This is a genomic window from Streptomyces sp. NPDC038280, from assembly GCF_055600045.1.
In genome coordinates, this window is sequence record NZ_JBVJYZ010000008.1 from 93963 (window position 1) to 110527 (window position 16565).

The window sequence follows — 16565 nt, forward strand, 5'->3', positions numbered from 1 at the left end:
TTCAGATGGTGCGGGGCGGTGCGGTGGATCAGTCTTCGAACGTGGCGGACTTGACGTCGGCCCACGCGCCGGCCTTGACCTGGTACACGGTGAGCTGCTTGTTGGTGGTGTCACCGAACTCGTCGAAGGAGACCTTGCCGGTCACGCCGTCGAAGGAGACCTTCGCCATGGCGGCGGTGACCTTCTCGCGGGCGTCCTCGGGGAGCTTGCCGCCGTTCTCGTTCACGACCGCCTTGACGGCCTGGATGATCGCCCATCCGGCGTCGTAGGAGTAGCCGCCGTAGGCCGCGTAGGGGTCCTTGTAGCCGCCGGCCTTGTAGTCGGCGATGAACTTCTTCGCGGTCGGGAGCTTCTCGACGGGGTAGCCGACCGAGGTCGCGAGGTCACCGTCGTTGGCCTCGCCGGAGGCCTTGATGAACTGCGGGTCGTAGATGCCGTCGCCACCCATGGTGGGGATCTTCGCTCCGGCCTTCTTGACCTGGTCGGAGAGGAGGCCGCCCTCGGGGTACTGGCCACCGAAGTAGACCGAGTCCGCGCCGGAGCTCTTGATCTTGTTGGCCGTGCCGGAGAAGTCGGTCTCCTTCACGGTGACGCTGTCCGTGCCGACGACGGTGCCGCCGAGGCGCTTGAACTCGTCGGAGAAGATCGCGGCGAGGCCGGCGCCGTAGGTCTGCTTGTCGTTGACGACGTAGACCTTGGTCTTCTTGGCGTCCTTGTACAGGTACTGCGCGGCGAACTTGCCCTGGACGACGTCCGTGGTGGCGGTACGGAAGTACGTCTTGAACGGACGCTTCTTCTCGCCCTTGCCCCAGTTGTCGCCCTGGCTCAGCGACGGGTTCGTGTTGGCCGGGGAGACCTGGGTCAGGTTGGCCTTGTCGAAGACGCCCTGCATGGACTGGGAGACGCCGGAGTTCAGCGGGCCGACGACGCCGAGGACGTCCTTGTTGCCGACGAGCTTGGTGGCGTTCTGCTGACCGGAGGCCGGCACGGCCTGGTCGTCGAGGGCCTCGAGCTTGAAGGTGACGCCCGGGACCTCGTTGTTCTTGTTGGCGGTCTGTACCGCCAGGTCCACGGAGTTCTTGATGCCCTGACCGAGTGCCGACAGCGAACCGGTGAGCGGGGCGTCGACGCCGATGACGACGGTGGTGCCCTTCTTGCCGCTCTCGCTGCCGCCCTTGTCGTCGCGCGAACCGCAGGCGGTGAGAGTGAGTGCTCCCGTGGTGATCACGGTGGTGAGTATGAGCAAGGAACGGTGTCGCACGATGAATCCTTTCCCTGGCGCGGCCCCCTCGAGCTGAGGTGTGCCGTGTAGCTGAGGTGCCGTTTCGATCGCCGGGCCGTACTGGGGTCGTACAGGGCCGTTCAGCAGACGCGCCCGGCGGCGCGGTGACTGGCGGTGACTCTAAGCGCAGGTGGGGGGCTCGGGGAGCGGCGAGGTCAGGATGTGACTGTCTTGTTATGCCGACGGGGAGAGACGGTGCGCGAGGGGTGTACAAAACAGGACATAAACACCACAAACCCGGTGTCCGCATGATGAGAATGCCCAGTTCCGCTAAGGGGCTTGAGCGGATCTTGGTGCTGACCCGCCGTTTTGCGGCCTCTCCGGATACCGGACAAGGCGGATATCGCTGGTGTACACGCCGCCCCTCGGCCCGTCGCACCTCTCTCCGGGGCGGGGGTTACGGAGCGTGACGGAAGAGCCGGGTGTTCCGATGCCGGCCGCGCGCGGCGGCCGCCAGTTCTCGGAGCTGTCCGTCGCCCCGTTCGCCGCCTCGCAGCGACGCCGACCGAGCCGGTCGGCCAGCTTTTCCGCCGCCTCGCGCCCGCGCACCCGCTCCTCGGCGCGCGCCTCGGCGAGGACGTCGTCGTGGATGACCAGCTGTTCGTTGGACAGGCCCTTCTGTTCCCAGTCCAGCCCCGCCCACTTGCTGCCTCTGAGTGCCTCTTTCACCCAGTACGAGACGAGGTTGGCGCAGACGTCCGCCGGCGCCGTCGCGGCGGGGCGCTCGGCGGGTCGGCCCGCCGAACAGCCGCCGGCTCCCGCGAGCACGAGACCGGCCAGGACCGCACGGACGGCGATCCTGGCCGGAGAGTGCGCCGGATGCCCCATGGGGACACGCTAAGCGGTCACCCCATGTGACACAACTGCCGCCAGAATCAAGGCAGTTCTACGAACGGATCGAGGAAGGCGCGAGCGCCCGGAGTGTCCAGCCGATACGTGACATTGGTGGCATAACAGGGAGTGTCACCCGTGATCGTGGTGGCGACCAGGGTGAGCCTGCCCCCCAGCGTGGCGAAGTTCGGGCCGCCCGAATCGCCGTAGCAGGCACCGCCGTTGCCTTGCGGTGCGGTCATGGACAGCCTTATCCAGGCGTCATTGAGCGAGTTGAAGGTGACCGGCGCCTTCATTCGCACCCCGCCACCGGGATGGGTGTGCCCACCGGGGCCGCGCCGGGCCTCCTGGGTGCCGTATCCGGCCACGAGGAACGACGTGTCGTTGAGGCCTTGCGGCCCGAGGGCGGAGAGCGCCCCGGCGCGGGGGAGCGCGGCCGGGGTGAAGGACCAGCGGGCCTTCATCGCGGCGGCCGGGACCTCGATCACGGAGATGTCGTGGGTGTCCGAGGCGGGGCCCGGATAGGACGGGTGGCTGTGGGCGGAGCCCTGAACGGCAACGGCCCGCGCGACGGCGTCGGGGTCACCCGGGTGCTCGGCCGCCGCCTTGTCGAGTCCCGCCTGGACGTCCTGGTCCAGCGAGACGAAGAACCTCACATTCGCCGGCCAGTCGGTCGTGCAGTGCGCGGCGGTCAGGAACGTATCCGCGTCGATCATGGTGCCGGAACAGACCCAGTCGACCCGGTCGGGCGTCGCGGGGTCGTCGTCGTTGTCCCAGGTGGCGACCAGCGCGCCGACCTCGGTGCGTTCGGGCGCGGGCGTCGCGTGGTAGGAGTTGATCGCCGAGGAGGGAATCGCGGTGGCGAGAACGGCGGCGCAGGCCGCGGCGGTTACCGCGGTCGCTACGGCAGTGACACGTACGGCGGTCAAGGAAGAACCCCCTGGTGTGTGGTGGGTGGGCTTCTCCTGTGGGGGACCGCCAGTGAATCCGCACAGGACGCCGCGCGACAAGAGGGCGTGCGGGTGCGGATGTCGAGCACCGGTGCGTGAGGGGCCCCTGGGGCCGCATGCGCGCACCCGGCCCCCGGCGGCGGTGTCACGCCGCCGCAGGCCGGGAGGGCCGAGGTCAGGCCTTCGCGCCCGGGACGTTCTCGGCGTCCTTCGCGCCGACGTCACGCAGCAGGCAGGTGAGACGGGCCGTGCAGACCCGCTTGTCCTGCTCGTCGGTGATCACGATCTCGTACGTCGCGGTCGAGCGGCCGCGATGGACGGGCGTGGCGACACCCGTCACCAGACCGCTGCGGACACCGCGGTGGTGCGTGCAGTTCAGATCGACGCCCACGGCGATCTTGGACACGCCGCCGTGCAGCATCGAGCCGATCGAACCGAGCGTCTCCGCGAGCACGGCCGAGGCGCCGCCGTGCAGCAGCCCGTATGGCTGGGTGTTGCCCTCCACGGGCATGGTGCCGACGACCTTCTCCGCCGAGGCCTCCACGATCTGCACGCCCATGCGGTTGCCGAGATGCCCGGCGGAGAACAGCGCGGGCAGGTCGACGCCCAGGGAGGCGTACTCGTCGATGACCTCTTGCGGGAACTTCACAGCGGTCTGCTCGCCCATGGGCCCGGCTCCGTTCGTCTTCGTGCGTCGTCAGTCGTCAGCTGCCTGAGCAAACGCTTAGGCGGTCGGTGATTGTTCCAGACGCACGACCACGGACTTGCTGGCGGGGGTGTTGCTGATGTCCGCGGTCGAGTCCAGGGGCACCAGCACATTGGTCTCCGGGTAGTACGCGGCGGCGCAGCCGCGGGCCGTGGGGTAGTGCACGACACGGAAACCGGGCGCGCGCCGCTCGGTGCCGTCCTTCCACTCGCTGACCAGATCCGTGTACGCGCCGTCCGCCAGACCCAGCGCGCGGGCGTCCTCCGGGTTCACCAGGACGACCCGGCGGCCGCCCTTGATGCCCCGGTAGCGGTCGTCGAGGCCGTAGATCGTGGTGTTGTACTGGTCGTGCGAGCGCAGCGTCTGGAGCAGCAGCCGGCCCTCGGGCAGCGCCGGGTACTCGACGGGCGCGGCGGTGAAATTGGCCTTGCCGGTCGCCGTGGGGAAGCGGCGCTCGTCGCGCGGGGCGTGCGGGAGAGCGAAGCCGCCCGGACACGCGATCCGGGCGTTGAAGTCCTCGAAGCCCGGAACGACCCGCGCGATCCGGTCCCGGATCGTGGCGTAGTCCTTCTCGAACTCCTCCCACGGGGTGGCCGAATCCGCCCCGAGGACGGCGCGGGCCATCCGTGCCACGATCGCCGGCTCCGAGAGCAGGTGCGGGCCGGCCGGCGGGAGGTTGCCGCGCGAGGCGTGCACCAACCCCATCGAGTCCTCGACCGTCACGAACTGCTTTCCGCTCTTCTGTACGTCCTTGTCCGTGCGGCCGAGCGTCGGCAGGATCAGCGCGCGCGTGCCGGTGACCGCGTGCGACCGGTTGAGCTTGGTCGACACATGGACGGTGAGCCGCGCGCGGCGCATCGCCGCCTCGGTCACCTCGGTGTCGGGCGTCGCTCCGACGAAGTTGCCGCCCATCGCGAAGAACACCTTCGCCTCGCCGTCGCGCAGCGCCTGGATGGAGCGGACCACGTCGAAGCCGTGGTGGCGCGGCGAGGTGATCCCGAATTCCTTGTCCAGCGCGTCGAGGAACGCGGCCGCGGGCCGCTCGAAGATCCCCATCGTGCGGTCGCCCTGCACATTGGAGTGCCCGCGCACCGGACAGACGCCCGCGCCGGGACGCCCGATGTTGCCGCGCAGCAGGAGGAAGTTGACCACCTCGCGGATGGTCGGCACGGAGTGCTTGTGCTGGGTCAGTCCCATCGCCCAGCAGACGATCGTCCGCTTCGAGGCGAGGACCATCCGCAGCGCCCGCTCGATGCCGTCCCGGTCGAGCCCGGTGGCCGCCAGCGTCTCGTCCCAGTCGGCGGCCCGGGCCGCCGTGGCGAACTCCTCGTACCCATGGGTGTGTTCGCGGACGAACTCCTCGTCCACCGCGCCCGGTGTGTCGAGGATCAGCTTGTTGAGCAGCCGGAACAGGGCCTGGTCGCCGCCGATCCGGATCTGGAGGAACAGATCGGTGAGCGAGGCGCCCTTGAGCAGGCCCCGCGGCGTCTGCGGATTCCTGAACTTCTCCAGGCCCGCCTCGGGCAGCGGATTCACCGAGATGATCTTCGCGCCGGCGGACTTGGCCTTCTCCAGGGCGGAGAGCATCCGGGGATGGTTCGTGCCCGGATTCTGGCCGGCCACGATGATCAGGTCGGCCTGGTGCAGATCCTCCAGGGAGACGCTGCCCTTGCCGATGCCGATCGTCTCGTTGAGCGCCGAACCGGACGACTCGTGGCACATGTTGGAACAGTCCGGCAGGTTGTTCGTGCCGAACTCGCGGGCGAAGAGCTGGAGGAGGAACGCGGCTTCGTTGCTCGTGCGTCCCGAGGTGTAGAAGAGCGCCTCGTCCGGGGAGGCCAGGGCCGTCAGCTCCTCCGCGATGATCGAGAACGCCCGCTCCCAGGTGACGGCCTCGTACCGCTCGGCACCCTCGGGCAGATACATCGGCTGCGTGATGCGGCCCTGCTGGCCGAGCCAGTACCCACTGCGGGCCGCCAGGTCCGCCACCGGGTGCTCGGCGAAGAAGTCGGGCGTGACCCGGCGCAGCGTCGCCTCCTCGGCGACCGCCTTCGCGCCGTTCTCGCAGAACTCCGCCACGTGCCGCTTGTCGCCCTCGGGCCAGGCGCAGCCGGGGCAGTCGAACCCGTCCTTCTGGTTGACCTTCAGCAGCGTCCGCGCCGTGCGACGCACTCCCATCTGCTGCTGCGCGACCCGGAGCGTATGGGCGACGGCGGGAAAGCCGGCGGCGGCATGCTGGGGCGCCTCGACCTGCGGCGCGTCCTGGACCGGGTCACCTGCGGGCGGCTTGCTGGCCATCGCGCTCTCCCTTGAGCGTTCGTCCTGTGCGGTACGCCTCCGATCCTTTCACGGGCCACCGACAGCGGCCGTCCCCCGGCGGCCGGGGGCGGGAATGTCAGTGGTCCGTGGCAGGATCGTGTCCGTGGCTGAGACAGCATCGAAGAAGACCGAGACCCCCCGTCCGCGCCTGCTCCTCATGGACGGGCACTCCCTGGCGTACCGGGCGTTCTTCGCGCTGCCCGCGGAGAACTTCACGACCGCGAGCGGCCAGACGACGAACGCCATCTACGGCTTCGCCTCGATGCTGGCGAACACGCTGCGCGACGAAGCGCCCACGCATTTCGCCGTCGCCTTCGACGTGTCCCGAAAGACCTGGCGCTCCCAGGACTTCCCCGAGTACAAGGCGAACCGCTCGAAGACCCCGGACGAGTTCAAGGGGCAGGTCGAGCTGATCGGCGAGCTGCTGGACACCATGAACGCCGAGCGGTTCGCGGTGGACGGCTTCGAGGCCGACGACGTCATCGCCACCCTCGCCACACAGGCCGAGGCCGCCGGGTTCGAGGTGCTGATCGTCACCGGCGACCGCGACTCCTTCCAGCTGGTCTCCGACCACGTGACCGTGCTCTATCCCACCAAGGGCGTCTCCGAGCTGACCCGCTTCACCCCGGAGAAGGTCGAGGAGAAGTACGGCCTGACCCCGCAGCAGTACCCGGACTTCGCCGCCCTGCGCGGCGACCCGTCCGACAACCTGCCCGGCATCCCCGGTGTCGGTGAGAAGACCGCCACGAAGTGGATCAATCAGTTCGGCTCGTTCGCCGAGCTGGTCGAGCGCGCCGACGAGATCAAGGGCAAGGTCGGGCAGGCGCTGCGCGACCACCTGGAGTCCGTCAAGCTCAACCGCCACCTCACGGAGCTGGTCCGTGACGTGGAGCTGCCCAAGAGCGTGACCGACCTGGAGCGCGCGCCCTACGACCGGACGGCGCTCAAGGGGTTCCTCGAAATTCTGGAGATCCGCAACCCGAGCCTTCGCGAGCGGCTGCTCGCCGTGGACCCGGGCGCGGAGGAGGAAGCCGCCCCCGCCCCCGAGGCCGGTGTCGAGCTGGACGGCAGTGTGCTGGGCGCCGGAGAGCTGGCGTTCTGGCTGGAGCAGCACGGCGGGCAGCCGCTCGGCATGGCCACCGTCGCCGCCTGGGCCCTGGGCGTCGGGAACGTCAGCGAGATCGCGCTCGCGGCCGCCGACGGCAAGGCCGCCTGGTTCGACACGACCCGGCTGGACGAGGCCGACGAGCGGGCGTTCGCCGCCTGGCTCGCCGACCGGGCGCGTCCGAAGATCGTCCACAGCGCCAAGGACGCCCTGCGGGTCTTCCCCGAGCACGGCTGGCACCTCGACGGCATCACGATGGACACCGCGCTCGCCGCCTACCTGGTCAAGCCCGGCCGCCGCTCCTTCGCGCTGGACGCCCTGTCCGTCGAGTATCTCCACCGGGAGCTCGCCCCGGCCGCCGCCGACGGGCAGCTCGCCTTCGGCGCGGACGACACCGCCGAGGCCGAGGCGCTGATGGCACAGGCCCGCGCGGTCCTCGACCTCGGCGACGCCCTCGGACAGAAGCTGGCGGAGGTCGGCGCGGTCGACCTGCTCCACGAGGTGGAACTGCCCACCTCCGTGCTGCTCGCCCGGATGGAGCGGCACGGCATCGCCGCCGATCGCGCCCATCTCGAAGCCATGGAGCAGCAGTTCGCCGGCGCCGTGCAGCAGGCGGTCAAGGAGGCGCACGCCTCCGTGGGCCACGAGTTCAACCTCGGCTCGCCCAAGCAGCTCCAGGAAGTCCTCTTCGGGGAGCTCAACCTCCCCAAGACGAAGAAGACCAAGACCGGGTACACGACGGACGCCGACGCGCTGGCGTGGCTGGCCGGACAGACCGAGCACGAACTGCCGGTCATCATGCTGCGCCACCGTGAGCAGGCCCGGCTGCGTTCCACGGTCGAGGGCCTCATCAAGACCATCGCGGCCGACGGCAGGATCCACACCACCTTCAGCCAGACCGTCGCGGCGACGGGGCGCCTGTCGTCCACCGACCCGAACCTGCAGAACGTGCCGGTCCGCACCGACGAGGGCCGCGCCATCCGCCACGGCTTCGTCGTCGGCGAGGGGTACGAATCCCTCATGACCGCCGACTACAGCCAGATCGAACTGCGTGTGATGGCACACCTCTCGGAGGACGAGGGCCTGATCGAGGCGTTCACCTCCGGCGAGGACCTGCACACCACCGTCGCCTCCCAGGTGTTCGGCGTGGAGCGCTCCGCCGTCGACGCGGAGATGCGCCGCAAGATCAAGGCCATGTCGTACGGCCTGGCCTACGGCCTCTCCGCCTTCGGTCTCTCCCAGCAGCTCAACATCGAGGCCGGCGAGGCGCGCGTCCTGATGGACACGTACTTCGAGCGCTTCGGCGGGGTCCGTGACTATCTGCGCCGGGTCGTGGACGAGGCCCGCGCCACCGGCTACACCGAGACGATGCTCGGCCGTCGCCGCTATCTGCCCGACCTGAACAGCGACAACCGCCAGCGCCGCGAGGCCGCGGAGCGGATGGCGCTCAACGCGCCGATCCAGGGCACGGCCGCGGACATCGTGAAGGTCGCGATGCTGGGCGTCGACCGGGCGCTGAGGGAGGCGGGCCTCACCTCCCGGATGCTGCTCCAGGTCCACGACGAAATCGTGCTGGAGCTGGTGCCGGGGGAGCGGGATCGCGTCGAGAAGATCGTCCGCCACGAGATGGCGACGGCGGTCCAACTGCGGGCTCCGCTGGACGTCTCGGTGGGCGTGGGCCCGGACTGGGAGTCAGCGGCGCACTGAGCCTCGGGAGGGGGCCGGGGCCTGCGGGCTCCGGCCCCCTCCCATCCGCCATCAGCCGTGGCGTTCGGGGGTCCGCGGGGGCGTGGGCGAGGTGGCGCCACGGGGCGCCGGCTCCGCGATGGCCCGCGGCGCGCGCAGCCACCGCGCTGCCGCCCCGTACAGCACCAGCCCCACCGCCAGGCCCGCACCCGCGCCGAAGCAGGCCGTCGGGATGATGTCCAGAGGTGTCTCGATGCGGCCCCAGTAGGCGTACCAGCGCACACAGCGGTGGATCACGCCGGCCAGGACGCACACCGCCAGGAGCCCGCCGGCCAGGAGCCGGTCGCGGTGGCTCAGCCGGGGCAGGCCCGGCACCGCGGTGTCCGGTGAGCGGCGCAGGCCGGTCGTCGTGAACCAGATCAGGGCGATCAGGGCCAGCGCCGAGCCTCCGTACTGGGCGTACAGGTAGACGGGGAAACCGGCGACGATCTCACTCAGGAAGGGGATCGCCCGCGTCCCCCAGCGGTCGAGATGGGTGAAGGCGTCCCACACCACATGGGTGGTCGCGCCCAGCACCGCCGACGCGTAGAAGAGGAGCGCGAGAGCGAGCGGGGTCCGGTCGCGCCAGGGCCGACCGCGAAGGAAGGCGAACACCCGCCCCTGCCACCGCGCCGGCAGCAGCGCGAGCAGCGGCTCACGCACCATCAGCCACAGCCCCACCAGCGCGAGGGCGATCAGCGGATCGACGGTGACGACGCCCAGAGGCGCGTGGGTGACATCGCCGAAGAACATCGCCTCGGGGACGGCGGTCGCGGCGAAGTACGTCATGTCGGGCGCGAACGACCCCATGACGAGCGCGGAGGCGAGCAGCGGACCGCGCGCGGTGCCGTCCCTCCGTATGCCCGGCAGTACCGCCGCGGCATGGCTGAGCGTGAACGGCATGAATGCGCCCCCTGGTGTGGTGTGAGCCATCTCGTCCCCGTGCGGCCGCAATTGACCCCCTCTGGGAGCCCACCGGCCGGCGACGCCCAGTATGCGCGATGCGTCAGGTCCGGATTCCGGGCGGAGAGAGGTGACGAAAGAGTGAAAAGCGGTCAGGGCGCGGTGTGCGGGAGTGTCGAGTTGACGTAGGGTTCCTGAGTCCGCGCTGGGGAGTGCGGCAGCCGTCGACGGGGAGGGACCAGACGCATGGCACCGCACATCGGCCGCCGGCTGCGCAAGCGAGCAACCACCACAGCCATAGCCGCGGCCGCGGTGGCCGCGCTGACCGCCTCCCAGGGCCCGGGCGTCAACCCGCCGGCCACCGAGGCCTCGGCCGGCGGCGACCAGCCCTCGTCCGGCACGGCCCCCGCCCCGGACGGTTCGGCCACCGGCGACTCCCCGTACTACACCGACCTGCCGCCCCTGAACACGCCGAACAAGCCCGACGTGCCCGGTACTTCCATAGACCTCCCGGTCGTCACCGGCCCCGCCGAGGCGGGCATACCCGCGACCGTGCTCGCCGCCTACAAGCAGGCCGAGCAGACGCTGAAGGCCGACGACCCGGGCTGCAACCTCCCCTGGCAGCTCCTCGCCGGCATCGGCAAGGTCGAGTCGGGACAGGCGCGCGGCGGCCGGGTCGACGCCAACGGCACGACGCTCTCCCCGATCCTCGGGCCGGTCCTCAACGGTGTCGGCTTCGCCAACATCTCGGACACCGACAAGGGTCAGTACGACGGCGACGCGACGCACGACCGGGCCGTCGGCCCGATGCAGTTCATCCCCTCGACCTGGGCGACCTGGGGCCGCGACGCCAACGGCGACGGCCGCAAGGACCCCAACAACATCTACGACGCCGCCCAGGCCGCGGGTCTCTACCTCTGCGCCAACAACCGTGATCTGGCCACCAAGGCCGATCTGGACAAGGCGATCCTCAGCTACAACCGCTCGACCGAGTACCTCCGCACGGTGCTGTCCTGGTTCGAGTACTACAAGCGCGGCACGCACCAGGTCCCGGACGGCACCGGCCAGGTGCCCGGCGGCCGCAGCGACGACCCCGTGACGCTCCCGGACCCGACGCCGAGGCCCACGACGCCGGCCACGCCGAAGCCGACCCGTCCGGCCACGCCCACCACGCCGCCGAAGCCGACGACCCCGCCGAAGCCCACCACGCCCCCGAAGCCCACCACGCCGCCTCCCGCGCCCGTGGCGGTCACGATCAAGGACGGCGGGACGGGCGCGCTGACCGCGACCGCGGGCGGCTCGTTCGCCGAGCGTGCCAAGGTGGTCGCGCTCGATTCCACGGGCAAGCCGGTGGCCAAGGCGCCGGTGCGGTTCGAAATCGTCACGGACACCGACGCCCGCTTCGACGGCGACCTCAAGACGGTCACCGTCACCACCGGCGCCGACGGCAAGGCCGCCGCCCCGGTGCTGCGGGCGGGCGAGAAGACCGGCGACTTCACGGTCCGCGCCACCCTCGGCGGCCGTACGATCTCCGCCGTCGACTTCACCGCGACCGTCGCCGCCCGCCAGGCCGACACCCTGGTCAGGACGGACGACAAGGAGCTGACCGCCGCGCCCGGCGCGGAGTTCGCCGAGCAGATCCAGGTGAAGGCCACGAACAAGGGCGTCCTCGCCCCCGGAGTCGCCCTCACCGCCACGATGATCACCACGACGGAGGACCCGAAGGACGCGAAGCCCAACGACAAGGGCCCGTACTTCAAGGACGCCGACGGCAAGCCGGTCCGGACCCTCGCGGACCTCAAGACCGACGAGAACGGCGTGCTGACCCTCCCGAAGCTCTTCGCGGACGACGCCACCGGCACTTTCCTGCTGCGCCTCGAAGCGGCCGGCGGCGCGACGCTGACGCTCGAACTCAAGGTCGCCTGACGCCCCTCGCCTCCCACCGCCCCTCCGCCGCTTCGAGGCAGAGGGGCGGCGGCGCGTGTTCTGAGTGCAACGTGTTCTCATCTCGCGGCCGCGTTGCTACGGTGCCTCCGCCCTGACGCTGTATCAGATCCGAGCACCGGGAGGCCGACCTTGCGCGCCCTCGTAGCCGCCGCCATCGGCCTCGCCCTCGCCTTCGCGCTCGTCCTCGGCATCTCGGCGACCGGGGCGCCCCCCGGCGAGACCTCCCCCGAGCCCCTGCTCACCACCGTCCCCGGCCCCAAGAAGTAGGAGGGGCGACCACCATGCGCCGCACCGCGAGCCTCGTACTCCTCGCCGTCGCCGTCTTCTTCGCGACCCTGGCACCCCTGCTGCGCTGGTACGCCTTTCCCCGGCTCGCCAAGATCCCGCCCAGCCAGTACCAGGAGATGGTCCTGGAGGCGAAGCCGGCGACCCTTCTCGACTACGGCACCCTCAAGTCCAAGCAGGTCGAGAAGATCACCGTCGTGCAGACGCTCAAGGGCAATGTGGAGGAGTCGACGAGGATCGAACGCGACGCCGGCCGCGACGTCGTCGTCTGGGACGCGCTCTCCCACGTCGTCGGCCCGGACGGGAAAATGGTCTCCCAGATCCCCGAGCGCTACATCTTCGACGCCCACAGCCAGGCCCCCGTGCACGCCACCGGAGAGATGGTCGACGGCGACCGGGTGCGGCGCGAGGGCATCGAGTTCAAGTGGCCCTTCCTGACGGAGAAGCGGGACTACGAGTACTTCGACGCCCAGACCCGTACCGCCGCGCCCATCCACTACAAGGGGACGCGGACCTTCCGGGGGCTGGAGGTCTACTACTTCGAGCAGACCATCCCCTGGACCAAGGTCCCCATGCCCAAGAAGATGCCGGTCGCGGGCGTCACCCCCGAGATCGTCGCCAAGACCGGCATGACCCGTTGGTACACCACCAAGCGGATGTTCTGGGTCGAACCGGTCACCGGAGCGCCCGTCAACGGCGAGGAGATCCACAAGGAGGAGATGCGCAACGCGAAGGCGATGCTCGGCCAGGACACCGTCACCGCGTTCGCCGGCCACGTGAAGATCCGCGAGGACTACCTGGACGACACCGTCGAGCTGGTCACGTCCAACCGGGTCATGGTCCTGATGCTGGTCTCGTACCTGCCCTGGAGTTTCCTCGTCCTGGCCGCCGGCCTCCTTGCCCTCTCCCTCTGGCTCGAAGCCCGCGGCCGCCACCGCCCCGACGATCCCGCCACGGAGCCCCTGCCCGAGCCGGTCACCGCCTGAGCCGCGCGCTCGTGTGCCGGGTCGCCTCGGCCGTCGCGGGGTCCTCCGGCCACGGATGCTTCGGGTAGCGGCCGCGCAACTCGGCCCGCACGGAGCGGTAGCCGTCCTTCCAGAACGACGCCAGGTCGGCGGTGACGGCGGCCGGGCGGCCCGCGGGGGAGAGGAGATGGACGAGTACGGGGACCCCCGCGACGCGAGGTGTCTCGGCGAGGCCGAACATCTCCTGGAGCTTCACCGCCAGGACCGGCTGCTCGCCGTCGTACTCCACCCGGATCCGCGACCCGCTCGGCACCTCGATCCGCTCCGGCGCCAGCTCGTCCAGCCGGGCCGCCTCACCCGTCGCCCAGGGCAGCAGCCGCCGCAGGGCCTCCCCGGCGTCGATCCGCGCCAGATCCGCCCGGCGCCGGGCCCGGGACAGCTCCGGCTCCAGCCAGTCGGCGGCCCGCTCCACCAGCGACTCCCCGTCCATGTCCGGCCACGGCCCGCCCACTGCCCGGTGGAGGAAGGCGAGCCGGTCCCGCAGGGCCCGCGCGTCCCGCGTCCACCGCAGCAGGTCCAGCCCCTCGCGCCGCAGCCCGTCGAGCAGAGCGGCCCGTACGAGCTCCGGATCGGGCTCCTTGAGGGGCTGTACGGCCAACTCCACCGCCCCCAGCCGCTCCACGCGCCGCGCGACCAGGTCCCCGCCCTCCCAGTGGACCTCCTCGCCCGCCGACCGCAGGGGCGCTGCGGCCTCCCGCGCGGTCTCCTCGTCGACGAGCGCGGCCAGCCGGACCCGGGCGGAGGCGGAGTGCGCGGGCCGGTCCGCGACGGCGACGGCGAGCCACGGCGCGCTGCGCAGCCGCGACCCCTCCCCGAGCTCCGCCCCTGTCCCGGACACCATCAGAAAGGCCCCTTCGCCCCGGGCCCGCGCGACCCGCTCGGGGAAGGCGAGCGCGACGACCAGCCCGGCGGCCACGTCGTCGGTCGGCCCGGCCCCTTCCGACGGCCCGGCCGCGCCCGTACCGGCCCCGGCCGACGACGCGAGCCGCCTCGCCTCCAGGCGCCAGCGGGCGCTGTACGCGTCGCCGCCGCGCCGCGCCGAGCGCCACGCCCGCGCCAGATCGTCCCCGTACTCACGGGGCGGCTCCTCGCTCAGGAGGGCGACCATCTCCGCCGCCCGCCGCACGCCCACCACCGGCGCGCCGTCCAGCAGGGCGCGCGCCAGCCGAGGGTGCAGTCCGAGCCCGGCCATCCGCGCGCCGCGGTCCGTCGCGCGGCCCTCCGCGTCGACCGCCCCGATCGCGGACAGCACGGAACGGGCCGCCGCCATCGCCCCGGCCGGCGGTGCGTCGAGCAGCGCCAGGCCCGACGCGCCGGGGTCGCCCCACACCGCCGCCTGCAGCGCGAACGCCGTCAGATCCGCGACCTTGATCTCCGGCGACGGGAACCGGGCGAGACGCCCGTCCTCCGCCTCCGTCCAGCAGCGGTAGACGGCGCCCGGCGCCTCACGCCCGGCCCGCCCCGCCCGCTGCCGGGCCGCCGCCCGCGAGGCCCGCAGGGTCGTCAGCGCGCTCAGGCCCCGCGCGTGGTCGACCCGTGGCTCACGCGCCAGACCGGAGTCCACCACCACCCGCACCCCCGGAACGGTCAGCGACGACTCGGCCACCGAGGTCGCCAGCACCACCCGGCGGCGGTCGCCCGGAGCCAGTACGGCGTCCTGGACCGAGGCCGGCGCCCGCCCGTGCACCTGGAGCACCTCGGCGTCCACAGCGCCCAGCGCGCCCGCCACCCTCGCGATCTCCCCCACCCCCGGCAGAAAACACAGCACGTCACCGGCGCGCTCGGCGAGCGCCCGCCGCACCACCGACGCCACATGCGTCAGCATCGCCGGATCGACCCGCATGCCGTGCGGCGGCCGCACCGGCGCCGGGGGCGGCGCCCACACCACCTCCACGGGGTGCGCGACACCCTCCGCCTCCACCACCGGCGCGTCGCCGAGCAGCCGGGCCCAGCCCCGCGCGTCCGTGGTCGCCGAGGCGGCGACGAGTTTCAGCTCCGGCCGCAGGTTCTCCCGTACGTCCAGCAGGAAGGCCGCGACCGTGTCCGCGTCCAGGTGCCGCTCATGGCACTCGTCCAGGATCACCACATCGACCCCGGCCAGCTCCGGGTCGCGCTGCAGCCGCTGGAGCAGCACCCCCGTCGTGACCACCTCGACGACCGTCTCCCGCGACACGACGCGCTCGCCGCGCACGGTGAAACCCACCCGGCCGCCGGTCTTCTCCCCCAGCAGCCAGGCCATCCGCCGCGCCGCCGCCCGCGCCGCGATCCGGCGCGGCTCGGCCACCACGACCCTGGCCCCGCCCTGGGCGAGCACCAGTGGCACGAGCGTCGTCTTGCCCGTACCGGGCGGCGCGCACAGCACGGCCGTCCCGTGCTCCGCCAGCGCCCGCTCCAGGGCGGGCAGGGCGGTACGTACGGGAAGCCGGTCCATCTCAGCGGTACGGATCACCCACTCAGTGTCGTACGCCCGCGCCCGGCCACGGCCGCGGCCCCGGGTCTAGTCCCGTTCGCACACGAAGATCGCCGTCCCCGGGATCAGATTGCCCCGCAGCGGAGACCAGCCGCCCCACTCCTGACTGTTCCAGGCCGGCCACTCCGGCTCGACCAGGTCGACCAGCCGGAACCCACCGGCCACCACATCGCGCACCCGGTCACCGATCGTGCGGTGGTGCTCCACATATACGGCCCGCCCGTGCTCGTCCTGCTCCACATAGGGAGTGCGGTCGAAGTAGGAGGCGGCCACACTCAGGCCCTCGGGTCCCGGTTCGTCCGGGAACGCCCAGCGGATCGGATGGGTCACCGAGAACACCCAGCGCCCCCCGGGCCTCAGCACCCTTCGGACCTCGCGGAAGACCCGCACCGGATCGGCGACGAAGGGGACGGCGCCGTACGCCGAGCACGCCAGGTCGAAGGAACCGTCGGTGAAGGGGAGCGCTCCGGCGTCCGCCTCCACCAGCGGAACCCCGCCGCCGATCCGCAGCGCGTGCTGGAGCTGGCGGTGGGAGAGGTCCAGCGCGACCGGGCGGGCGCCCTGCGCGGCGAGCCAGCGCGAACACTGCGCCGCGCCCGCGCCGATCTCCAGCACGTCCTTGCCCTTGAGCCCGGCGGCCGGCCCGAGCAGCCGGGCCTCCGCCTCGTCGAGTCCCTCCGGACCCCAGACGAACCGGTCGTCACCGAGGAACGGACCGTGCTCGCTCTGGTACTCGTCGGCGTTGCGGTCCCACCAGCCCCGGCTGGCCCGGCTGCTCTCCGCACCGCCGGCGTCACGCCGGGTCGCTTCCGGTTCGTACTCTTGGTTCATCTGCCCCGCCGTTGTAGTTTGCGCACAGCGTCATCGCGCGTCGGCCGCACCGGCCGCGCGGGAGCGACGCGCGGCTGCGCCGCGTGGATTTGTGTTCCGGGTATGCGAGGTTCGCCCCGGGTGTGCGCCTTCGCGCATTGACCCTGTCCGGCCGCCCCCGTATGCTAAAGGTTGCGCTGCGGGCCT

The 16565-nt window shown here is 71.6% G+C and carries 12 protein-coding genes; 4 read left to right on the forward strand and 8 right to left on the reverse strand.

The features are described from left to right. Window positions 1–28: 28 nt before the first annotated feature. The 5 genes from ACZ7J0_RS18310 to ACZ7J0_RS18330 all read right to left on the reverse strand — a co-directional run bounded on the left by ACZ7J0_RS18310 (window position 29) and on the right by ACZ7J0_RS18330 (window position 6067). A complete protein-coding gene (locus ACZ7J0_RS18310) occupies window positions 29–1261 on the reverse strand; it encodes a branched-chain amino acid ABC transporter substrate-binding protein (protein WP_469118025.1) in 1233 nt (410 codons plus the stop codon). A 291-nt stretch (window positions 1262–1552) separates the two neighbouring features. Then, window positions 1553–2110: a hypothetical protein gene (locus tag ACZ7J0_RS18315; RefSeq protein WP_470888507.1), complete on the reverse strand. Its 558-nt coding sequence runs from the start codon at window positions 2108–2110 to the stop codon at window positions 1553–1555. Window positions 2111–2157: 47 nt separating this feature from the next. Then, complete coding sequence (locus ACZ7J0_RS18320; RefSeq protein WP_470888509.1) at window positions 2158–3042, reverse strand: trypsin-like serine protease; 885 nt, start codon at window positions 3040–3042, stop codon at window positions 2158–2160. 196 nt (window positions 3043–3238) lie between these two features. Then, entirely contained in the window at window positions 3239–3730 is a 492-nt protein-coding gene (locus ACZ7J0_RS18325; protein ID WP_470888511.1) for a PaaI family thioesterase, read from the reverse strand. A gap of 57 nt (window positions 3731–3787) precedes the next feature. Beyond that, window positions 3788–6067, reverse strand: coding sequence for an FdhF/YdeP family oxidoreductase (locus tag ACZ7J0_RS18330; RefSeq protein WP_470888513.1), 2280 nt, complete (start codon window positions 6065–6067; stop codon window positions 3788–3790). Window positions 6068–6245: 178 nt separating this feature from the next. Here ACZ7J0_RS18330 and polA point away from each other — a divergent pair, with 178 nt between their 5' ends. Next, the gene (polA, locus tag ACZ7J0_RS18335) at window positions 6246–8900 is read left to right on the forward strand and encodes a DNA polymerase I (protein ID WP_470888856.1); all 2655 of its coding nucleotides are present in this window, start codon (window positions 6246–6248) and stop codon (window positions 8898–8900) included. A gap of 51 nt (window positions 8901–8951) precedes the next feature. Here the strand turns inward: polA and ACZ7J0_RS18340 are convergent, their stop codons facing one another. Then, a complete protein-coding gene (locus ACZ7J0_RS18340) occupies window positions 8952–9821 on the reverse strand; it encodes a DUF4184 family protein (protein WP_470888515.1) in 870 nt (289 codons plus the stop codon). 246 nt (window positions 9822–10067) lie between these two features. On the opposite strand from ACZ7J0_RS18340, the gene ACZ7J0_RS18345 reads away from it, so the two are divergent. The 3 genes from ACZ7J0_RS18345 to pgfA all read left to right on the forward strand — a co-directional run bounded on the left by ACZ7J0_RS18345 (window position 10068) and on the right by pgfA (window position 13039). Continuing rightward, a complete protein-coding gene (locus tag ACZ7J0_RS18345) occupies window positions 10068–11747 on the forward strand; it encodes a lytic transglycosylase domain-containing protein (RefSeq protein WP_470888517.1) in 1680 nt (559 codons plus the stop codon). A gap of 150 nt (window positions 11748–11897) precedes the next feature. Further along, window positions 11898–12035 carry an SPW_0924 family protein gene (locus tag ACZ7J0_RS18350; RefSeq protein WP_470888519.1) on the forward strand — a complete coding sequence of 46 codons (138 nt, stop codon included), beginning with the start codon at window positions 11898–11900 and terminating at the stop codon, window positions 12033–12035. 14 nt (window positions 12036–12049) lie between these two features. After that, on the forward strand, window positions 12050–13039 hold the full coding sequence (gene pgfA / locus ACZ7J0_RS18355) for a cell envelope lipid trafficking protein PgfA (RefSeq protein WP_470888521.1): 990 nt from the start codon (window positions 12050–12052) through the stop codon (window positions 13037–13039). Here pgfA and hrpB read toward each other — a convergent pair. Next, the gene (hrpB, locus tag ACZ7J0_RS18360) at window positions 13029–15527 is read right to left on the reverse strand and encodes an ATP-dependent helicase HrpB (protein WP_470888523.1); all 2499 of its coding nucleotides are present in this window, start codon (window positions 15525–15527) and stop codon (window positions 13029–13031) included. The two genes, pgfA and hrpB, sit on opposite strands and share 11 nt — an antisense overlap. Window positions 15528–15575: 48 nt before the next feature. Next, on the reverse strand, window positions 15576–16379 hold the full coding sequence (locus ACZ7J0_RS18365; protein WP_470888525.1) for a class I SAM-dependent methyltransferase: 804 nt from the start codon (window positions 16377–16379) through the stop codon (window positions 15576–15578). Between the last annotated feature and the right edge of the window lie 186 nt (window positions 16380–16565).

Coding starts and splice junctions, on each gene's coding strand:
- ACZ7J0_RS18325 (WP_470888511.1), bottom strand. CDS start 3,730: ATGGGCGAGCAGACCGCTGTGAAGTTCCCGCAAGAGGTCATCGACGAG.
- ACZ7J0_RS18345 (WP_470888517.1), top strand. CDS start 10,068: ATGGCACCGCACATCGGCCGCCGGCTGCGCAAGCGAGCAACCACCACA.
- polA (WP_470888856.1), top strand. CDS start 6,246: ATGGACGGGCACTCCCTGGCGTACCGGGCGTTCTTCGCGCTGCCCGCG.
- ACZ7J0_RS18330 (WP_470888513.1), bottom strand. CDS start 6,067: ATGGCCAGCAAGCCGCCCGCAGGTGACCCGGTCCAGGACGCGCCGCAG.
- ACZ7J0_RS18315 (WP_470888507.1), bottom strand. CDS start 2,110: ATGGGGCATCCGGCGCACTCTCCGGCCAGGATCGCCGTCCGTGCGGTC.
- pgfA (WP_470888521.1), top strand. CDS start 12,050: ATGCGCCGCACCGCGAGCCTCGTACTCCTCGCCGTCGCCGTCTTCTTC.
- ACZ7J0_RS18340 (WP_470888515.1), bottom strand. CDS start 9,821: ATGCCGTTCACGCTCAGCCATGCCGCGGCGGTACTGCCGGGCATACGG.
- ACZ7J0_RS18365 (WP_470888525.1), bottom strand. CDS start 16,379: ATGAACCAAGAGTACGAACCGGAAGCGACCCGGCGTGACGCCGGCGGT.